This is a genomic window from Paenibacillus sinensis, assembly GCF_019904155.1.
GTDB classification, from domain to species: Bacteria; Bacillota; Bacilli; order Paenibacillales; family Paenibacillaceae; genus Paenibacillus_AQ; species Paenibacillus_AQ sinensis.
In genome coordinates this window covers 27,372-47,127 of the sequence record NZ_JAHCMB010000217.1, presented here as the reverse complement: position 1 = coordinate 47,127, position 19,756 = coordinate 27,372, and the positions used below count along the sequence as shown (strand labels likewise).

Below are 19,756 nucleotides of genomic sequence, written 5' to 3'. Positions count from 1 at the left end.
CGATTTCTACACCGCTGCGGGGGACTCCTGCCTGCCGACAAAACTAGAAGAAACCTCTCAAGTATCTACAAGAATGAAGGACAACATCCGCATTGAACAGCCAGGATTCCCCATTTTGCCCGTGTGATAATCTGTTATCCAGTGTTGACAGTTTTATAGAGAGATATACCCTTTCGCGGCAAAAAAAGAAACGCTGTGCCGCATCCCAGGCGGACGCGCAGCGTTTCTCTTGTCTGTCAGCCGGAGAGCCGAATCTCCGAAATCCATAAAAGACAGGTCAGCTCATCGGTCAGCTCATCGAGAACATGGAGCCGGCGGTCCGCTTGAACAGCTTCCACCAGCCCGCCTTGCCGACTGCTTCCGGCGCCTTGAGCTCATACTCCTTCACAACGGATGTCCCTTGATAGACAACCAGCTTGCCGATGGTCTGACCCTTGGCGACCGGGGCTTTCACCGGACTCAGAATCACCGTTTCATGCCGGATTCCTTCCTGGGTAATTCCTTTTTTCAGCAGCAGCGTGTAGTTCTCCTGAGCGACAATCGGCAGCTCGCGTTTGACGCCCTTCTCGATCTTGAGGGTGCCGAGTGTGTCTCCTGTCTTGTGAATTGTATGAACCTTGTATTGGGAGAACATGTAATCGAACATGCCCGACACTTCGCTGTTGCGCGTCTTGGTGTTGGGTTCGCCCAGAACGACTGCGATTGCGCGCAGCCCATCCTTGGAAGCTGTGGCGGAGAGGCAGAACTTGGCTTCCGACGTATATCCGGTCTTAAGACCGTCCGCGCCTGTATAGAAGCGCACCAGCTTGTTCGTATTCACCAGCCAGAACGGCTTGGGTGAGTCCTTGCGCAAGTAGTCCTGGTAGGAGCCCGTGTATTTAATAATCTGCGGATGCTTCAGCAGCTCCCGGCTCATAACGGCGATGTCATGGGCAGAGGAATAATGATCCTTGGTCGGCAGCCCGTTGCAGTTGGCAAAATGAGTATCCTTCAGTCCAAGCTCTTCCACCCGTTTGTTCATCAGATCGACAAAAGCGCTCTCCGAGCCGGCCAGTTTCTCGGCCATCGCGACCGACGCGTCGTTGCCCGAGGCCATTGCGATACCCTTCAGCATATCGTCGACGGTCATTTCCTCGCCCGGCTCCAGAAAGATCTGCGAGCCTCCCATTGAAGCGGCATATTCGCTCGCCCGCACCTTATCCGTCAGCTTCAGTGTACCGGCGTCGATCGCCTCCACCGTCAGCAGCATCGTCATAATCTTCGTGATGCTGGCCGGGGGCAGCTTAACGTGGCTGTTCTTCTCGTAGATCACCGTTCCTGTTCCGGCATCCATCAGAATCGCCGAGCGGGACTGAGACGCCAGATCGGGCGCCGCGCTCCCAGGTTTCTGACCCTTCTGGCCTTTCTCCTCCGCGAACACCGAGACGGGACTCAGCAGCCCCAGCAGGATACACAGCGCAAGCACAGCAATACGACATTTCTTCATTCCAATTCCCCTCCTGAGCGTTTACCTTTATCACAGGTACTGTGTTCCAGTTTTGTCAGAAATGGAAGGAATTATTCCAGCGCGTTTACGGCGTTAATAGAGATAAGCGACGGCCTCTTGAAACTTTTGACAATGAATCGCGTCTAGACATCAGGGCATTTTGGAAAAAGAAGGATTTCGGGAGGTTGAAAGAATGATTCAGCATAACAAACATAGGCAGGAGAAGGATAAGCTTAAGCGAATTCTCGGGCTTGGTATGAAGTTTCTGCTGCTGGCCGCGCTGGTCTCCGGCCTTGGAGCAGGGACCGCATCCGCCGAAGAAGCCGTTAAGCCGGAAGCAAAGGTCGTGCTGGACCCCGGCTTCGGGTATCAAAGCCTGTGGAAACAGCTGGCCGGCAAGCTGTATGCGGAGAGCAAGGTGAAGCCTTATCTGCCGACGCGCCTGCCTGATGCGGGCCTGTCATACTATGGAATCGCGAGTAAATTGACATCGGATGGCTATGAGATCCAGCTGTTCAAAAGCGGCGTGAAGCCCTCTTCGGCATCCACGCTGCCTGGAGCCTCCGCATTCCGCGCTTCCGGCGACACATTGCTCGAGACTTCGGCGTCGCCATACAGCGGGGTCATGCCTCGTGGCAGCGTCAAGCTGCTGACGAAGAACGGCTGGACTGTGTACGCCGACGAAGCGGCGGCGGGAACCTCCAGCAGCAAGCAGAAGCTGGTTCAGTTCTGGTCCCAGGCTTTCAAGTTCGCGACACCGCTCTCGAAGGACGTCACAGGGACGATCCTGATCTCGGGAAGCGGCGTCAAGGCAGTCTACTCTGCCTATTGGACATTTGATCAGGCAACAGGGTATACCCTTTCAGCCCGCACATCCCTCAGCGATTTCCTGTCCGTGTTAACCAGCTGCAGACCGGTCATCAATCTGCTGGATCAGGCGGATGTCGTGCTGATTCCTTACGAGGACGAACTGGCCTTCCGCCTTGGAACGTCTTCGGCGCTGAATAAACGGGAGAATGAGAAGGTAAAGCTGAGCGCAGCCCCTCTTGTCTCCGGCTCGGTCCCGTATTTTCCTCTTAAGGACGCCGTCACTTTTATCCATGGGGAAATGCAGAGCGTGCCTTCGGAGCACTCCGTCTATTTCTCGGAGAACGGGTATGTGAATGAATCGAAGCTGGATGTGAAGACAGGGGCAGTGTACCGGAAGAACGAGAAGGTCGATTCCATCAAGATTCTGCGAAGCGGCGGAACCATTCTCGTACCTCTCAGCTTCCTGCAGCGGCAGTTTAAGATATCTTACAGCTTCGATGCGGCATCGGGTTCGGGAGCGCTCCGGTACAGCAATTGGTTCACCAACTATAAGCAGCCGACGGTGACCGGCAGCAGCCTCCAGGTGACGCTGCTCGGCACAGGCGGCTTCTCCTACGAGAACAGCCGGTTCGGCGCTTTTGACTCATACAGCTATGAATCGACCAGCCCGCCTCAAGGCTATAATGGATTGAAATACGCCCTGTACAAAGTCAGCATTCCCCTGCTTCCCGGGGACAATGAATTCGTATACCGGGATGCCATCACCGGGCGGATCATCAACAGCATTCCGATTCAGGCCGACCTTAAGGCTGCGGATATTGATTTCCGCTACACCGGCAGTCCGTCCTTTGACGGGTGGAAGCTGGACCTGTCGCTTGTTACCCCTGACGGAACCGTCTGGCCGGCAGGCTATGCGGAGACAGAGAGCTATGCCGAGCTGCGCGGAACTCTGACGAACGCGGCTAGCGGTGTAACCGGGCTCTTGCTGACCACCCGTCCTGCCGGGGGCAGAGAGAGCAAAGCCGTTAGTGCTCCACTGGCCAAGGATGGGAGCTTCTCCGCCCGGATCAAGCCGGAGGAGGGAACGGGAACGTACATCGTCACGCTGTATAGTCCTTATTGGGCCAACATTAATGCCAAAGAACCGATTGTCAGCTTCACGGTTGTGGTGAAATAAGGTTAAATAGCAACATATTGCTGTAACTATACAAAAGGCCGGGTTAAGCATGGAGCTTAACCCGGCCTTGACTTCGTTATGGTAAGTACTGCGTCCCTGATCCTGCTGCGGGTTCCCGCGAGCGGCGGTCAGGTCACCCTTGTCACCGAGCTAACCCTCATCGGCTTCCGGATGAATGCTGTCAGACCTGCAAGCGGCCCCGTCTCCTAGAACCGGGTCACGCCTACCTTGGTCACAATGGCGTAGACGAGCGGCGGCGGCGTTACCGGCTGATCATTTATCCGGTATGCCTCCAGCACCTTGAACTCGGCCTCTTTAAGCTTGGACTCAGAGGCATCGTTCAGGTGTAGAACGGCCAGCGTCTCGCCCTCCGACACCGCGTCTCCGACCTTCTTCGCCAGGACGATGCCGACAGCCAGGTCGATCTGCGACTCCTTCGTCTCCCGTCCCGCCCCGAGCAGCATGGCGGCGATGCCGATTTCTTCGGCCTGAATAGCCTCGATATGGCCGCCTGATGCCGCCTTGACCTCCACCTGCCGGCTTGCGGACGGCAGCTTCGCGGGGTCGTCGATCTGCGAAGCGTCTCCGCCCTGCGCGGTTACGAGCGCCTTCAGCTTCGCAAGGGCGCTGCCATCTTCGAGGCGCTCCTTCAGGATGCGGCGGGCTTCGTCTGTATCCTTGGCTTTGCCGCCGAGAACGAGCATCTGGCTGCCGAGAATGAGGCAGACCTCGGTCAGGTCGGCCGGTCCGCTGCCGCGCAGCGTCTCGATCCCCTCTCTGACCTCCAGCGCGTTGCCGATGCCGTATCCGAGCGGCTGATCCATATCGCTGATGACCGCGACGGTGTGGCGGCCCAGCTGGGTGCCGATGTCCACCATTGCCTTCGCCAGCGCGATGGAGTCATTCAGCGTCTTCATGAACGCGCCGCTGCCGGTCTTCACATCGAGCACGATGGCGTCCGCGCCGGCGGCGATCTTCTTGCTCATGACGGAGCTGGCGATGAGCGGGATGGAATCAACGGTCGCGGTCACGTCACGCAGCGCGTACAGCTTCTTGTCGGCCGGGGTGATGTTCCCCGACTGGCCGATGACGGCTACGCCGATTTCGCCGACCTGGGCGAAGAAGCGGCTCTGGTCCATCTCAACGGTCAGGCCGGAGATGGACTCCAGCTTGTCGAGCGTGCCGCCGGTATGGCCGAGGCCGCGCCCCGACATTTTGGCGACCGGCACGCCAGCCGAAGCCACAAGCGGCGCCAGGACGACCGTCGTCTTGTCGCCGACTCCGCCGGTGGAATGCTTGTCCACCTTGATGCCCGCGATGGGGCTGAGGTCCACCTGATCGCCGGACATGGCCATTTCAAGCGTCAGATCGCCGGTCTCGCGGGCGTTCATCCCCTGGAAGTAGACGGCCATTGCCCAGGCCGACATTTGGTAATCCGGGATTTCTCCCCGGCTGTAGCCCTGAACCAGAAAGGTGATTTCCTCCCGGGTCAGTTCTCCGCCGTCTCTTTTCTTCTGGATGATGTCAACCGCTCTCATATCAGAGACTTACCTCGCGGACGAATGCGCGGACAAGTCCGATGAACTTCGGCTTGGTCAGGTTCGCAACCTTCACAACCTGCTCATGGGTCAGCGGCTCCAGCTCGTCGCCGATCGCCATGTCGGTGATACAGGTAATGCCAAGCACACGCTGGCGGCTGTGGCTGGCCACGATGACTTCGGGAACCGTGGACATGCCGACCGCGTCTCCGCCAAGCAGCGCCAGCATATTCAGCTCAGCTGGCGTTTCATAGGTCGGACCGCTGATACCGGCGTACACGCCTTCCTGCAGCGTCAGGCTTTCGCCGTCTGCCCCCTTGATTTCGGGAGCAAGGCGTTTGGCCAGCGCGATATATTCCGGATCGTACGCGCGGGACATGTCCGGGAAGCGGACGCCAAGCTCGGGATCATTCGGCCCGATCAGCGGGTTGTCTCCCGTCATGTTGAGATGGTCGGTGATCAGCATGAGGTCGCCGGCCTTGAAGGCGCGGTTCATGCCGCCGCCCGCGTTCGTAATGACAAGCGTGCCAATGCCCAGCTTGGCCATCACATAGACGGGAAGCACGACCTTGCGCATGGCGTAGCCTTCATAGTAATGAAAGCGGCCCTGCATGATCATGACATCCTTGCCTTCCAGCTTGCCGATGACGAAGCGTCCGGCATGTCCTTCAACGGTGGAACGCGGAAAATGGGGAATCTCTTCATAAGGCAGGTATACAGCGTCTTCGATCTGGTCGCCCAGATCGCCGAGGCCGGAGCCGAGGATCAGGCCGATAACCGGCTTGTACGAGCCAAGTTTGGAAGCGATGTAATCGGCGGCTTCTTTAACCTGTACGCCGTATGCAAGTACCTCAGGCGCATTGCTTGCGGATTGTGTCATAATGGATTCCCTCCCGGATATTTGGAATTAAGCTGGCTTACATCTTCGGAATGAGCGCAAGCACAAGGCCCAGGAACGTCTCGCGCACCCGCTCGGCCGTCTCCATAACCTCGTCATGGGACAACGGCTGATTTAGAATGCCGGCAGCCATGTTCGTGATACAGGAAATGCCGAGCACCTCGATGCCTGCATGGCGGGCGACGATCGTCTCCGAGACGGTCGACATGCCGACCGCATCGGCGCCCAGACGGCGCAGCATCACGATCTCGGCAGGCGTCTCGTAAGTAGGTCCCAGAAGACCTGCGTAGACGCCTTCTCTGAAGGTGAAGTTCTGTTCCTTCGCCACATCCCTAGCGGCTTGAAGCAACCGGCGGCTGTAAGGCTCCGACATGTCCGGGAAGCGCACACCAAGCTCCGGATCATTCGGTCCGATGAGCGGATTGCGGCCGGTCAGGTTAAGATGATCGGTAAGCAGAATCAGATCCCCTGGCGTGTAACCGGTGTTCACGCCTCCGGCGGCGTTCGTAACGAGCAGGCTCTTCACGCCAAGCTCCTTCATAACGCGAACGGGAAACGCCGTCGTCTCGGGGCCGTAGCCCTCATACATATGGAAGCGGCCCTTCATCATGACGACCTTGCGGCCCTCGATCGTGCCGATCAGCAGCTCGCCTTCATGCCCTTCCACCGTCGATACGGGAAAATGGGGAATATCATGGTAGGGAATGCTGATTCCGTCTTTGATCAGATCGGCCAGAATACCGAGCCCCGATCCGAGAATAAGTCCGATGTCAGGCGTGCCGGCGCCCTTGCTCTTGATATAGGCCGCCGCTTCCTGAATGGAGCCTAGGCTGATTGAATCCTTCATGTGTATTCCTCCTTATTTCAGTTCCTGAAGAAAGCTGGTTCCGTATGCCGGAGCCTTGGCGCCGAAGTTCTCCGCAATCGTGGCGGCCACGTCGGAGAAGGTGGAGCGGACTCCAAGACTGCCCGGCGATTTGAAACGCGGCGAGTAGACGAGCAGCGGCACATATTCGCGGGTATGGTCCGTCCCGCTGTGCACGGGATCATTGCCGTGGTCGGCAGATACGATCAGCAGATCATTCTCGCCGAGCGAGGACGTCAGATCAGGCAGCGCCTTGTCAAACACCTCCAGCGCACGTCCGTAGCCCTCCGGATCGCGGCGATGGCCGTACAGAGAATCGAAATCGACCAGATTCGTGAAGAGCAGACCGTTAAACGGCTTGCGCAGCTGCTCCAGCGTGACTTCGATACCGTGTTCGTTGCTCTTCGTCGGGTAGGCTTCCGTAACGCCTTCACCCGTGAAAATATCATTGATTTTGCCGACGGCAATAACGTCGCGGCCGATATCCGCCAGCGCATTCATGACGGTCGGCTCCGGCGGCTTCACGGCATAATCATGCCGATTCGGAGTGCGGGTGAAGCTGCCCGGCTGTCCGACGTACGGACGGGCGATGACGCGGCCGACCGAGAATTCCGGCGCCATCGTCAGCTCTCTGGCGATATGGCACGCCTTGTACAGCTCGTCCAGCGGAATAATATCCTCGTGGGCAGCAAGCTGGAAGACGCTGTCGGCGGATGTATAGACGATCCAGGCGCCCGTCTTCATTTGCTCCTCGCCGTATTCGACCAGAATCTCCGTTCCGGATGCCGGTTTGTTGGCGAGCACCTTGCGGCCGGTTGCCTCTTCGAACTTCGTGATCAGCTCCTGGGGAAATCCATCCGGATAGGTGTTGAACGGCATTTCGATCTTCAACCCCATCAGCTCCCAGTGACCGGTCATCGTATCCTTGCCGACGGAAACTTCCTGCATCTTGCCATAGTACCCTTGCGGAGCCTGGACCGGCTCCAGATGCGGCAGCGGGGCGATGTTGCCAAGTCCCAGACGCTGCATGTTCGGCAGCTTGAGCTGCGGATTCCGCTCAAGAATATGGCCCAGAGTATGGGCTCCCGCATCGCCGAAGCTTGCAGCGTCGGGCGCCTCCCCGATTCCCACGCTGTCCAGTACGATAAAACAGATCTTGTCAAATGTAGACAATTTATGTCACGCTCCTTCATGTATGCTTCACTAACGCTGATACGGCTTGGAAGCTTGTCCCGCGGCATCCGCCTTAGCCGGGCGGACGGGCACGGGGATGATGTCTTTCATATACTTCTTTCATATTTCCGCGCACGGCACCGCCGTACATCTGGGTCGTCGAGATGTCCGCATGGCCGAGCATCTGCTGGACGGAGCGCAGATCGGCCCCTCTCTCCAGCAGATGAGAGGCGAAGGAAGCGCGCAGCGTATGCGGCGTAATATCCTCGCGGATTCCCGCTTCCTTCGCGTACCTCTTGATGATTTTCCAGAAACCCTGCCGGGTCAGCCGGCTCCCGAGATTGTTCAGGAACAGCGCAGGCTCCGCCCGGTCTTCGTCTCCCCGAAGCAGCTTGTCCCGGCTTGTCCGCACATACGCTTCCACCGTCTCCGATGCGGCCCCTCCGATCGGAACTACCCGTTCCCGTCCGCCGGAGCCTGAACAGCGCGCGAACCCCATCGAGGTCTGCACATCGCCTACATCCAGCATCACAAGCTCCGAGACGCGAATCCCCGACGCATAGAGCAGCTCAAGCATCGCCTTGTCCCTCTGTCCATGGGGAGTTCCGGGGTCCGGAGCCGCAAGAAGTGATTCCACCTCTTCGATGTTCAGTACAAGCGGCGGCTTCTTCTCCACTTTAACCGATTCCATGCCAAGAGTAGGGTCACCCGAAATCAAGCCTTCCTTCAGCAGAAAATGAAAAAAGGCACGGATCGACACCGTGTTCCGGTTGAGCGTTGCCGCAGAGCGCCCTTCTGACCGAAGCTCGCCAAAATACAGCGAAATGAGCGGCCTGCGAATATCCTCCGGACGCTCCGTCCCCCGTCCCGCCGCATAGTCCAAAAATCGTGAAATATCCCGCCCATAGGATTCGAGGGTTCGCGGCGAGGCGTTTTTTTCCCGGGAAAGATACTCCAGAAAGTCCTGTACCGTCGATTTCATCGCTTCTCTCGGCACCGTCCTCTCTTTGTTCATTCGGCAGCCATCGCTGCAATTCCTTTAGAGGACCTATTCCCCATACCAATAGTACAGCTTCAGCCGCTGGGACGCTTTCAGCTCTCCGTCCGCCGGATTAACGCCGGTGTATGCACGGACGGCTGAGCCTTCCGGAATATTCGGATCAGGAACCGGTCCCATCCAGCGGTGAACCAGGTCCATTATATTATAGAACAGGCAGGTAAAAGCGACAAACATCACAATGAAGATCAGACGCCGAAGCACCTTGGGCAGCGAAATGACCATAGACATCCCTCCGTCCTTCACTTTATGCGTTTGCCGCCATTCTTATGTACAACCACAACGGTTCCGAAAAGCCCGCTTAGCCAAAAAAGAATCAAAAAGCTCCCTCCGGCAGAGCCGGGAGAGCTTATCTTATCCCTTTATAACATGGAAGGTCTGAAATGATAGTCGTCATTGAACGGCCGATGAGCAGCGGATTACTCCGTCTTGCCGTCCGCTTTGTTCTTCTCCCGGCAGCGGTAGCAAATACCGTGAAAATCGAGCCGGTGGTCAATGACCGAGAAATTGAACTCGTTCTCCAGCTTCTCCTCAAGCGGCCCAAGCCAATCCTCCCGGATTTCATCCATGCTGCCGCACTGCACGCAGATTAAATGATGATGGTGGTGCTTGGCCGTATCCGTACGCAGATCGTAACGGGCAACGCCGTCTCCGAAATTGATCTTCTCCACGACATGAAGCTCGCTGAGGAGTTCCAGGGTACGATATACGGTGGCGAGACCGATTTCGGGAGCCTTTTCCTTAACAAGCATGAACACATCTTCGGCACTGAGATGATCCTCTTCGTTCTCGAGGAGAACGCGGACAGTCGCTTCCCGCTGGGGTGTCAATTTATAGCCTTGGGACTGCAGCTGCTGTTTGATTTTGTCGATCCGGTCTTCCATAATCTCCCTCCCCCCAGGAACATGCGCGATTATTCTCTGTAAAAGCCGCTTCTCCCATTATAGGACCGGGAACTTTGAGAAGTCAAACGTTTTGGCTAAAGTGTTCCGCTAACGGGCGCGCGCGTCAGAGCAGAGAGAGAAAGTCACAGCGAGAGTGCGGGGCGAAGCCTATAATGGAATGATATGACAGAAATATTTTGCATCAGAGGAGAATGTAATTATGGAAAAGGAACTGCGCCGTGCGGTGCTCGCCCTGTTGATCATCGCCTTGTTCGGCCTGCTGATCTATCCGGGGCTGTATAAATATGACAAGCTGGAAGGCAAATATCCCGTCCGGATGAACCGGATTACAGGAGAGACGAAGATTCTGAGAGAAGATGGCTGGGTCAAGGAGGGAGCTGACGTAGCTAACACCGCCGGAGATGCCAAAGGGCAACAGGCGACCAAACAGGATCTGGCAGCGCTTCGCGACGAAATCCGGAGTGAGCTGCTGCAGGAGATGCAGAGCAAGCTCAACCAGGCCAAGGCGGACTGGATTGCCTCTAAGTCCCCAACCGGGCCGGTTTATGAGGACGGGACTTCCGTGCTTCCCTCTCCCAACGCTTCTGCCGGTGCAGAAGACGGCAAGTAAGATAGATTCCGGACCCCGGACGCCGCTGGCCTCACAATGCTGCTGATCCAATACTCATACCTGAAAATAATATCATAGTAAAATATACCCAGTCCCTTTATACTTTTGGTATATACGCAGAACTGGGGGATATATATGAAGAAAGTCTCAACGAAATTGAGGTTCATAACACTGTCTTTTCTATTAGCTGTAATAATAGGCGGCTGCAGCAATTCCACTGCCGATCCATCGGCCGGACCAACCGCCAGCCCATCACCAAGCGCCACTGCTGTCAGCTCTCCGGCGGTCTCCGCCTCTCCATCAGCATCTCCTGAACCTGAAGTAGACCAGCAGGAACTGGAGAAGCAGAAGAAGCTCATTTTGCTGGAGACTAAAGATTTCCTTGAATTATATGGGACCAATAAATGGAATACGGAAAAATCCAAATCTACAGCGGATAGCATACGCGAGAAATCAAGAGATCAAATCGGTGATGTCCGGTTCAAATATCTGGAAATCGCTGAATCGATGGAGGATGAAGATGTTCAGAACGTGGCGAAAATATATGGAGAGTTAGGCGAAATAGTCCCTTCATTCAGAGCTCCGGCTCCGTCGCCGTCGCCATCGCCTTCTCCGGAGCCGGTTCCGGAACCGACTCCGGAGGCGGATCAGCCTCTCGTCCTTACCGGCAAAGGCGATCAGGCAACGAAATTTTTTGAGCTGCATTCGGGATTTGCCGTGATCGACGCTTCGGATTCGGGAGATTCGAATTTCATCGTCCACATCCTGGATGAATCCGGGCAGAATGAAGATCATGTCATTAACGAAATCGGCCCCTATAAAGGCAAGAGCATCGTCGTCATAGATGATGACGGCAAATACATGCTGAAGATCAAATCCGAAGGGTCATGGAAATTCAAGATTACACAAACGATCCCAACGGCCATCAAGAGTGCTCCGACAAAGCTGACCGGCAAAGGAAATGACGTTGTATTTGTCAATCTCCAATCCAAGCTCACAAGATTCAGCTTCAAGCATACCGGAGAATCCAATTTCATTGTCCATCTGAACGAGGGAATTTCGCTGGCCAATGAAATCGGCCACTATTCCGGTTCTACCGCAGAGACACTGGATTATGAGGGGACCTACGTAATTTCGGTTCAAGCTGACGGCCAGTGGAGCATTGATATCGAGTAGCATGACAGCCTCCGCCAGAACTGGCGGAGGTCTTTTATTTTCTCACGTGTCGATGCGGCGATCTCCCCGATCCGGTCCGCTCCAACACTACTTTTATTTTGCTCTTTCAATTGATTTCGGTGCATTTGACTCAAAGTATCAGCAGTTTGGATAATGATCCAATCACACTCTTGCATTTCATCATATTTTGTAGAAATCAAACAAGAGGAGCTGATATTTTTGGTACGGATTCTCGATAAAGCTGTCTCCCAGCCGCTCCGTAAGTTCAACCCGGCCAACTCATTTACAATTCGGCGTTCAAGATCTCGTCTTGCATCAATCACTCTTCGGATTCCGGTGAATTCTCGGCCAAATCGGGTAGATTTGGTGGCGACGATAGGTATTCGGGGCGTCACGGGCATTGCACAAATACGCTTCAGAATCTTCCGTGATGGAAAAGAGATTTACAACACGCAGCAAGGCATCGAATCTGTTGGTTCGGAACAGAATTACGCCGTTACATTCCAGGCGGAAGATCGTAATCTTCGACCAGGTGCCCACGTGTACACACTCACAGCTGAAAATCTCACAGCAAACACAAGAGCCGACGTTGTTGGGCCTATTTCATTTAGTGGATTAGCCGTTAAGACGAGAACTTGATTTCATATTGGCGCTTTCCGCAAGAAAGCGTTGCAAGTGCCTTGGTCCAGGGAAGATTGGTACTCAAAAAGATGACCCCGCAACCGCCCGGGGTCATCTTTGCAATGTCCATGAATATATGCCGGAGATGAGACAGGCTAGAGTGAATCTTGCTAACCCAACATTATTTGACGAGCAGCGGCGTTACCCAAGCCATCATCGCCGGTGTCACGTACGTCTCGAACGAGGCGACGGCGAGCAGCACAGCAGCCATGGCCAACGACAGCATGGTATAGGTGGCAAAAGGTCTGCCGATCGGAACAGGTCGCCGGGCCGTCACCCTGCTGCGGATCATAAGCAGCGAGAACCCGATCGCGGCTACGCTGCATACGAGAAGTACGGGGATCACGACCAGATTATGCGGTGCGACGGAGACGAGCGCGAACAGCAGCCCGTCCCAGGAGTACTGACTGACAAGCGTTCCGACCGTGAAGCCAATCAAGAGCCCTTTGAGAAAATCCAGCACCAGAATGCCGGGCAGCCCGATAACCGACAGCCCAAGCACCCAGATCAGACCGATCCATTTCAAATGAAGCACCGCGATGCTCCAGAACGATTCCGGCGCGGCGGGCAGTCCCTGCTGGTCAACGCTTGTAAAAAAATTGCCGAGATAGTCGGCCAGATCCTGCTGCTGGTCCAGCGTCAGCGCGCTGACGATCAGAGCGCCGAACACGACGCCCACCAGAAACAGGACGGCGACAAATATATAGAGCGGCGTCTGCTCTTTCAAGGAACGGCTCATGTTCCGCATCGGATGTTCTCCTCTCCTGGTCTCTGTTACCACCATATGAGAGGATGTCCGACTCTATGCCTTGTCCGTTGGTATGCCTTATCCGTGTGGCTTGCCCGTCATAAATGTACTTGTCCGGCAGACCAGCTATCCTCAAATGCTCTGCGCATTTGCATTTGTTATTGATTTCGTCCCTGAAGCTGCCTCTCCCCAAGACTATCGTGCTTCTCCCGCATGATAGATATCATCCACAATCCATAACAGAAAGCGCCCCAGCCCTAGGGACGCTCTTTAAGCGGAGCCGCCACTTTCCCGTATGTTCCGCCGCCTCCGGCGGTCAGCTCCAGGGTGCCAGAGCGGGCAGCGACGATTTTATCCGCCAAATCGGCGCCGACCTTCTTCGATAGTTCCTCTACTCCGGTCCGGTGCAGGATATTCATCTCGCTACCGAAGGCCTCCAGCAGCACATTCATCTTCGCTTTCCCCAGCCCCGGAATAAATTCCAGGGGAACCTGATACCGGTACGGCGGGCGGTTACCCGGAACCATCGGCTGCTCACGATCCGCAATGCTAAGAATCCGGTCCAGCACACCCTGGACAAGCTTGACACTGCCGCAGTACGGACAGCGCTGCGAGGTGAAGAAATTTTCGTCTATAATGCTGCCGCAGCCCGCACAGTAGGTCCGGTGATACTTGCCAAGTCGCGGATTCAAGCCGTAGTTGGCAACGACGCCTCTCCCCTCCCTGCCTTCGAGCGCCAGCTTGAATTCGGCGAAGGAAGGTGACGCAAGCGTCAGCTCGTTGTATTCCCGGCCGATCTTGCCGAGCGAATGCGCGTCGGAGTTCGTCAGGAACGTGAAATGATCAAGCTCCGGCAAATAACCGGCCATCTCCGAATCCGCACTTAAGCCCAGCTCCACCGCCGCGATCCCGTCAAGATCAAAAACATCGGCCATCCGCTCCGTCGCGGAGCCGTACAGCCCTTTATGCGGGGTGAAAATATGAGCCGGGATCAGCAGTCCGCCCCTTGCGAGAATTTCAGCCTGAAGCTCCAGAGGCGTCACATAGAGACGCTGGGAGCTCAGATTCACATTCCGCATATGACGGCTCATCCATGTGCTGAACTCCTCCATTGCCTTCAGGTCGGGCATGAATGCCAGGACATGGAATTCCCGCCGCCCCGGCTCCCGCAGTTCGATTTCGGCTCCGAGCAGAATAGCCGTATCGCGGTAGCGGATGCCGCCACCTGGAGCCTCCATCATCTCGCCGCTGTGCAGACAGTCCAGCATATCGCGCTGCACAGCAGGAGAATGGGCGTCGATTATCCCGACCAGCCCGATTCCCTTCCGCTCCGATGCTTCCCGCGCGATCCCCGCAAAGGTCAGATCGCGGCTGCCGCTGATTTTGACTGCCTGGCCCGACGAGGTCCTTCCGATATGGACATGCAGGTCGCAGTAGTATGTTGAGAGCGCCGCTACATTCCGGTCCTCCAAGCCGCCAGGCAGAGACTCGGATTCATTGCGGCTCATCAGTGCCACTGCCCCGTCAGCGTGTACAAATGCCAGGCGTAGACGGCCATCATCGTCTTGGCATCGGCAATGCGCCCGTCCGCGATATATTGGTAGGCTTCCTCCAGCGTCAGCTCCGACACCTCCAGGAACTCGTCCTCATCCAGCGCCATCTCTCCGGCCTCTGCATTATCCGTTACATAGAGGTGGATGACTTCATCGGCAAAACCCGGCGAGGTATAGAAGGATTTCAGCAGTGACAGGTCGCCGCTGTGATATCCCGTCTCTTCCCGAAGCTCGCGCGCAGCCGCATCCCGCGGATCTTCTCCGGGGTCCAGCTTGCCTGCCGGAATCTCCACCTCGGTGCGTCCCATCGGTTGGCGATACTGTTCCACTACAAGCAACTTGCCCTTGTTAAGCGCCAGCACCGCTACCGCGCCGGGATGCTTCACGACCTCGCGCGTTGCCGTTCCCCCATCGGGAAGGGTGACGGTATCAACCTGCAGCGCAATGATTTTTCCGGAGAAAATGGGCTGCGTCGAGACAAAGGTTTCGTCCAGAGCGGGGTTCGCAGGCCATTGTTTTTTCATATCAGTATTCAGTTCTTTCATAGTTTCAGGTCTCCTTTACGGCTTCTCTGCATACCGTGTATTATAGCAAACTTCAGAAGAAAGAAGGAAATGGACATGAAGAACGGGAAAGGCTCGGGGACCGGGCGTATCGGCCTGCTGCTGAAAGGGAAACCGGATGAAATTTTGGAGGCGATTCGCATACTGCAGCGCAAATACGGACGGGATATGCCGCTGTCGTACGTGCTGTCGCTCGCCGGTCACGATCGTTCGCAACCGGCCCGGCGCTCTTCCGGCGGGTCCTCAGGGCGGCTGCGTTCACAGGAAGAAGCTTGATCCCCTGCCTGAACCAAACCGCAGCCTTCACCCGTTCTTCTAGCTAGCCCGTTAATTCCCATCCGACATAAAAAAGCCGCACCCTGGGCCGGAAGTAAATCTTCCGGTTCAGGGTGCGGCTGCCTATTGGGGATGGATCGCATCATGCAGTCCGATTCCTTAAAAGTACGGCGGGTGGGCGCTTCCCGTGGGATTACAGCAGGTTGGCGCCTTCCCGAACAAACCTTCCCGCACAATTACAACGGTTTTGGCGCTTTCCCGCAAATTACAACGGGTTGTGCTTCCCCGCAAAATTACAGCGGCTTGGCGCTTTCCTGCACGAGCGCGACTACCAGCTCGGCCGCTTTGACAATATCGTCCGCCTTGACCCGTTCCTTGGTTGTATGGATATTTTCATACCCGATGGCGAGGTTCAGCGTCGGCACGTTCAGTCCGTTGAACACGTTGGCGTCGCTTCCCCCACCTGAATGGAATGTTCTCGGCGTCAGGCCGACGGAAGAAATAGCCCGCTCGGCCAATTGCACGATGGGGTCTTCTCCGTTGAAGCTGAACGCCGGATAGATGATCTCGCTGCGGAACTCGCAGTTCGCACCGTACTCGCGCACCGTCGTCTCCAGCGCTTCGCGCATGGAGTCGATTTGGCGCTCCACCTTCTCCTGCACGATGCTCCGCGCTTCCGCATCAAGCTGCACAAAGTCGCAGACGATATTCGTCGGACCGCCGCCCGCGAATTTGCCGATATTGGCGGTCGTCTCATTATCGATGCGTCCAAGCTTCATCGCCGAAATCGCCTTGCCCGCCACCTGGATGGCGCTGATGCCATCCTCTGGATTCACGCCGGCATGTGCCGATTTGCCGATGATCTGCATTGTGATTTTTGCCTGCGTAGGCGCGGCGACCGCAATGGCCCCCAGCTCGCCGTTCGAATCGAGCGCGAAGCCAAAATCCGCATCCAGGTATTTCGGGTCAAGCGAACGCGAACCGAGCAGCCCGGATTCCTCTCCGGCCGTAATGACAAACTGGATTTGTCCGTGCGGAAGCTTCTGTTCCCGAACAACCCGGATGCCTTCGAACAGCGCGGCCAGCCCGGCCTTGTCATCGGCGCCCAGAATGGTCGTGCCGTCGCTTGTAATCCATCCGTCCCCGCCGAGCGTCGGCTTGATGCCCTGTCCCGGAACGACGGTGTCCATATGGCAGGTGAACAGCAGCTTGGGTGCATTCTCCGTGTTCTCGGCTGCCCAGGTAACAATCAGATTGCCTGCTCCGTGGCCCGTTCTCTTCTGCGAATCGTCCTCGACCGCCGTCAGCCCGAGCTCCTTGAACTTGCCGATGAGCACATCGGCGATATTCCGCTCATTTCCTGTCTCGCTGTCCACCTGGACAAGCTCCATAAATTCCGATATCAATCGGTCCCGTTCTACCACTGGACTTCCCTCACTTTCAAATTTGCGTTACAATTATTTTATATCAGGGATAAACGCCTCACGGCTTCCTTTAGGCGCCGGGCGTTAACCGAGAAATAGAAGACCTGTTATAAGCCAAAACTTATAGTGTCTTATATTTTACACCAAACCCCAAAGGAGTTACTCATGCAACGTCGAAAATGGTTCCGCATCGTCATCTATCTCATGCTGCTCGCTATGGTCGCTTCCACGCTGCTTATCATTATCGAGCCTCTTCTGGCAGGCTGACCGCCAGGCGCGGGTTCGGCTTCTGAATTTGGCTTCGTTAGTAACGGCGGCCCGGATAATCCGGGCCGCCGTTTGACGTTATATATTGGCTCTGCATAAGCGGCTCGCCCGTACAATTGGCAGCGCAGCCGTCTGCGGATATCGTTATTTCGCTTCGGCGGGCATGCCTTCCCAGTCGGAGACGAGACTACCATATGGAAAGATTCTATGAAAATGCGGCACCAGCGCAGCCGCGACTTCCTCGATCTCGAACCGCCGTCCGGTGCTTTCCTCCAGCGACGTAACCCCGTAATCCGAAATGCCGCAGGGAATGATGCCACGGAACCCTTCCTCCGCAATCCCTTTCCGGATGTTGAAAGCGAAGCCGTGACTGGTCACGAAGCCTTTGCGCGTCTTGCTCTTGTTGAATTTGACGCCGATGGCGCAAATCTTCACATCGCCTACCCATACGCCGGTATACTCCGGCTTGCGGCCGCCTTCAATGCCGAACTCCGCCAGGTAATCGATGATTACCTGCTCCAGCGACCGCAAATAACCGTGCAGATCGACTTTCCCTTGCTCGCCGATCGCCAGCAGCGGATAGCCGACCAGTTGGCCCGGACCGTGATAGGTGATATCCCCGCCGCGGTCAATTTGAAACACGGCGATGCCCGCCGCCTTGAGCTGCTCAGGGCTCATCAGCAGATGCTCCGGGTGATTCTGCGAACCGATCGTGTAGGTCGGCGGATGCTGCAGAAAGACCAGCCGCTCCGGACGTTCGCCCGCGTCTATTGCGCGCACCGATTCCTTCTGCATCTCCCAGGCCTGGCCGTATTCGATCAGGGGAATATAAGATATTTCAAGCTTGCGCGCTTCCATGTTGTCCATGCTCTAGCATCTCCCTTCCCGTGATAGCCGCCGGACCGAACAGCCGCTTGCGGCGGCATATGAATCCCCACTCCAAGGAATCAGGGCCAATTCACTGCCCTTCACGCCGCTTCAACCGCTCCGCAGAGTTGCGTAGCGGCCAGCAGTCTTAAGCCGTCTTAATAGACGTTTGTATCAAGGTTATAGCTCTCGATGTTGTCCTTCACCCGCTGCAGGAAACGGCCGCAGATGACGCCGTCCAGAATCCGGTGGTCCAGCGACAGACAAATATTCGCCATAGAGCGTACAGCGATCATGTCGTTGATAACGACCGGTCTCTTCACGATCGACTCGAAGGTCAGAATCACGGCCTGCGGATAGTTGATGATCGGGTAGGACAGAATGGAGCCGAACGATCCCGTGTTGTTGACGGTGAAGGTGCCTCCCTGCATATCCTCAAGCCGCAGCTTGCCTTCACGCGTCTTCATCGCCAGTTCGTCGATTTCCCGGGCAAGTCCGGCTATGTTCTTTTGGTCAGCCCGCTTGATGACAGGCGTCATGACCGAATCTTCGGTGCCGACAGCGAGCGAGATGTTGATATCCCGTTTGACGATGATTTTGTCCACCGCCCAGACGGAATTCATGATCGGGTAATCCTTGATGGCACTGACGACGGCCTTCATCATGAACGCCAGATAAGTCAAGTTGATGCCCTCGCGGCGCTTGAATTCATCCTTCAGCTTGTTGCGCAGCAGCACCAGGTTCGTCACGTCCACTTCGATCATCGTCCAGGCATGGGGAATTTCCGCCACACTCTGGCGCATCCGGGTGGCGATCGTGTTCCGGATCGGCGTCACGTCGATCAGGTATTCCGAGCGTCCGCTCTCCACCTCGATCTCCGGAATGCGCGGCGTCTCGGACAGATGCAGTCCGGAATGCCGCACGGGCGGCAGCGCCGTCTGCTCCATAGGCGCAGCCACCGGAATGGCCGCGGCCTGCGGCTGCGCGGCCGGGCGTGCTGCTGGCGCGGCCACAGGCGCCGGCGACTGAGTCACCGGCGGCTGCGAAGCCGCCGCCGGACCCTGCGCAAGGTACGCCAGGACGTCCTTGCGCGTCACGCGTCCGCCGAGCCCGGTTCCCGGTACGGCGGACAGCTCAATGCCGTGCTGCGCCGCAAGGCTCTGCACGGCCGGTGAATAACGCGCCCGCATCGGCGCGTTCGGGTCGAATGCGGCGTGGTTCTGCGCCGCATGTCCGCCCGCTGCCTGCGAAGCGGCAGCGGGAGCCGCCGGCCGGCCCGAAGGGGCCGGCGCTGGTTCTGCCGCGCCGGATACAGGCGCGGCGGCCTGGGCCGCGTCTGGCGCCGCCACGGCGATGCGGCAGATGATTTCGCCGACAGCGACCGTCTGCCCTTCCTCCGCCAGAATGTCGCCCATTACGCCATCCACCGTGGACGGCAGCTCGGCGTTCACTTTATCGGTGATGACTTCGCACAGCGGCTCATACTGCTCCACCGGATCTCCCGGACGCTTCAGCCACTTGCCGATCGTGGCCGATACGAGTGATTCCGCGAGCTGAGGCATTGCCACATCCGTCAACTTGTTGCTTACCATACTTTCACTCCTTAAGAAGGCTCCGCTCTGCTGCGGAGCTTATGTCTTCGCATTCAGTCTCTTAAAGACCGAAAACGCCTGTCATCATGA

21 protein-coding genes are annotated in these 19,756 nt (G+C 56.7%); 7 read left to right on the top strand and 14 right to left on the bottom strand.

Features of this window, described 5'->3' with window-relative positions:
* Window positions 1-289: 289 nt before the first annotated feature.
* Window positions 290-1,486, bottom strand: a complete 1,197-nt coding sequence (locus tag KIH86_RS26305; protein WP_223086352.1) for a D-alanyl-D-alanine carboxypeptidase family protein — start codon at window positions 1,484-1,486, stop codon at window positions 290-292.
* 193 nt (window positions 1,487-1,679) lie between these two features.
* Here KIH86_RS26305 and KIH86_RS26300 point away from each other — a divergent pair, with 193 nt between their 5' ends.
* Window positions 1,680-3,473: a hypothetical protein gene (locus tag KIH86_RS26300; protein WP_223086349.1), complete on the top strand. Its 1,794-nt coding sequence runs from the start codon at window positions 1,680-1,682 to the stop codon at window positions 3,471-3,473.
* Between the two features lie 78 nt (window positions 3,474-3,551).
* The gene (locus KIH86_RS29910) at window positions 3,552-3,683 is read left to right on the top strand and encodes a hypothetical protein (protein ID WP_268964252.1); all 132 of its coding nucleotides are present in this window, start codon (window positions 3,552-3,554) and stop codon (window positions 3,681-3,683) included.
* Here the strand turns inward: KIH86_RS29910 and KIH86_RS26295 are convergent.
* The 7 genes from KIH86_RS26295 to fur all read right to left on the bottom strand — a co-directional run bounded on the left by KIH86_RS26295 (window position 3,680) and on the right by fur (window position 9,888).
* Entirely contained in the window at window positions 3,680-5,011 is a 1,332-nt protein-coding gene (locus KIH86_RS26295) for a pyrimidine-nucleoside phosphorylase (protein WP_223086347.1), read from the bottom strand. The two genes, KIH86_RS29910 and KIH86_RS26295, sit on opposite strands and share 4 nt — an antisense overlap.
* 1 nt (window position 5,012) lies before the next feature.
* Window positions 5,013-5,891 carry a purine-nucleoside phosphorylase gene (locus KIH86_RS26290; RefSeq protein ID WP_223086345.1) on the bottom strand — a complete coding sequence of 293 codons (879 nt, stop codon included), beginning with the start codon at window positions 5,889-5,891 and terminating at the stop codon, window positions 5,013-5,015.
* Window positions 5,892-5,928: 37 nt separating this feature from the next.
* On the bottom strand, window positions 5,929-6,756 hold the full coding sequence (locus KIH86_RS26285; protein ID WP_223086343.1) for a purine-nucleoside phosphorylase: 828 nt from the start codon (window positions 6,754-6,756) through the stop codon (window positions 5,929-5,931).
* 12 nt (window positions 6,757-6,768) lie between these two features.
* Window positions 6,769-7,947, bottom strand: coding sequence for a phosphopentomutase (deoB, locus tag KIH86_RS26280; protein ID WP_223086340.1), 1,179 nt, complete (start codon window positions 7,945-7,947; stop codon window positions 6,769-6,771).
* Between the two features lie 73 nt (window positions 7,948-8,020).
* Window positions 8,021-8,929, bottom strand: coding sequence for a site-specific tyrosine recombinase XerD (xerD, locus tag KIH86_RS26275; RefSeq protein WP_223087666.1), 909 nt, complete (start codon window positions 8,927-8,929; stop codon window positions 8,021-8,023).
* A 66-nt stretch (window positions 8,930-8,995) separates the two neighbouring features.
* Window positions 8,996-9,235 (bottom strand): DUF4227 family protein, encoded by a 240-nt coding sequence (locus KIH86_RS26270; protein ID WP_223086338.1) that lies wholly within the window; start codon window positions 9,233-9,235, stop codon window positions 8,996-8,998.
* 188 nt (window positions 9,236-9,423) lie between these two features.
* Window positions 9,424-9,888 (bottom strand): ferric iron uptake transcriptional regulator, encoded by a 465-nt coding sequence (fur, locus tag KIH86_RS26265; protein ID WP_223086335.1) that lies wholly within the window; start codon window positions 9,886-9,888, stop codon window positions 9,424-9,426.
* A 220-nt stretch (window positions 9,889-10,108) separates the two neighbouring features.
* On the opposite strand from fur, the gene KIH86_RS26260 reads away from it, so the two are divergent.
* From KIH86_RS26260 to KIH86_RS26250, 3 genes are all read left to right on the top strand, one after another.
* The gene (locus tag KIH86_RS26260) at window positions 10,109-10,519 is read left to right on the top strand and encodes a hypothetical protein (RefSeq protein WP_223086332.1); all 411 of its coding nucleotides are present in this window, start codon (window positions 10,109-10,111) and stop codon (window positions 10,517-10,519) included.
* Window positions 10,520-10,654: 135 nt separating this feature from the next.
* Complete coding sequence (locus tag KIH86_RS26255; protein ID WP_223086329.1) at window positions 10,655-11,695, top strand: hypothetical protein; 1,041 nt, start codon at window positions 10,655-10,657, stop codon at window positions 11,693-11,695.
* 219 nt (window positions 11,696-11,914) lie between these two features.
* On the top strand, window positions 11,915-12,334 hold the full coding sequence (locus tag KIH86_RS26250; protein WP_223087663.1) for an exosporium protein C: 420 nt from the start codon (window positions 11,915-11,917) through the stop codon (window positions 12,332-12,334).
* A 163-nt stretch (window positions 12,335-12,497) separates the two neighbouring features.
* Here the strand turns inward: KIH86_RS26250 and spoIIM are convergent, their stop codons facing one another.
* The 3 genes from spoIIM to KIH86_RS26235 form a co-directional block, all read right to left on the bottom strand.
* Complete coding sequence (gene spoIIM / locus KIH86_RS26245) at window positions 12,498-13,124, bottom strand: stage II sporulation protein M (protein ID WP_223086326.1); 627 nt, start codon at window positions 13,122-13,124, stop codon at window positions 12,498-12,500.
* Window positions 13,125-13,381: 257 nt separating this feature from the next.
* Entirely contained in the window at window positions 13,382-14,632 is a 1,251-nt protein-coding gene (locus KIH86_RS26240; RefSeq protein ID WP_223086322.1) for an endonuclease Q family protein, read from the bottom strand.
* The gene (locus tag KIH86_RS26235) at window positions 14,632-15,222 is read right to left on the bottom strand and encodes an NUDIX hydrolase (protein ID WP_235775614.1); all 591 of its coding nucleotides are present in this window, start codon (window positions 15,220-15,222) and stop codon (window positions 14,632-14,634) included. Before KIH86_RS26235 ends, KIH86_RS26240 begins: the two co-directional genes overlap by 1 nt.
* A gap of 75 nt (window positions 15,223-15,297) precedes the next feature.
* On the opposite strand from KIH86_RS26235, the gene KIH86_RS26230 reads away from it, so the two are divergent.
* Entirely contained in the window at window positions 15,298-15,516 is a 219-nt protein-coding gene (locus tag KIH86_RS26230; protein ID WP_223086320.1) for a hypothetical protein, read from the top strand.
* A gap of 293 nt (window positions 15,517-15,809) precedes the next feature.
* Here KIH86_RS26230 and KIH86_RS26225 read toward each other — a convergent pair whose 3' ends face one another.
* Window positions 15,810-16,940: a M20/M25/M40 family metallo-hydrolase gene (locus tag KIH86_RS26225; protein WP_223086317.1), complete on the bottom strand. Its 1,131-nt coding sequence runs from the start codon at window positions 16,938-16,940 to the stop codon at window positions 15,810-15,812.
* Window positions 16,941-17,105: 165 nt separating this feature from the next.
* Between KIH86_RS26225 and prli42 the strand changes: the two genes are divergently transcribed.
* Window positions 17,106-17,207, top strand: a complete 102-nt coding sequence (gene prli42, locus KIH86_RS26220) for a stressosome-associated protein Prli42 (RefSeq protein ID WP_223086315.1) — start codon at window positions 17,106-17,108, stop codon at window positions 17,205-17,207.
* 144 nt (window positions 17,208-17,351) lie between these two features.
* On the opposite strand, the gene lipB is transcribed toward prli42, so the two are convergent.
* Together lipB and KIH86_RS26210 are read right to left on the bottom strand one after the other, a co-directional pair.
* Window positions 17,352-18,065, bottom strand: coding sequence for a lipoyl(octanoyl) transferase LipB (gene lipB / locus KIH86_RS26215; protein ID WP_223087654.1), 714 nt, complete (start codon window positions 18,063-18,065; stop codon window positions 17,352-17,354).
* 167 nt (window positions 18,066-18,232) lie between these two features.
* Complete coding sequence (locus tag KIH86_RS26210; RefSeq protein ID WP_223086312.1) at window positions 18,233-19,666, bottom strand: dihydrolipoamide acetyltransferase family protein; 1,434 nt, start codon at window positions 19,664-19,666, stop codon at window positions 18,233-18,235.
* Window positions 19,667-19,756: the final 90 nt, after the last annotated feature.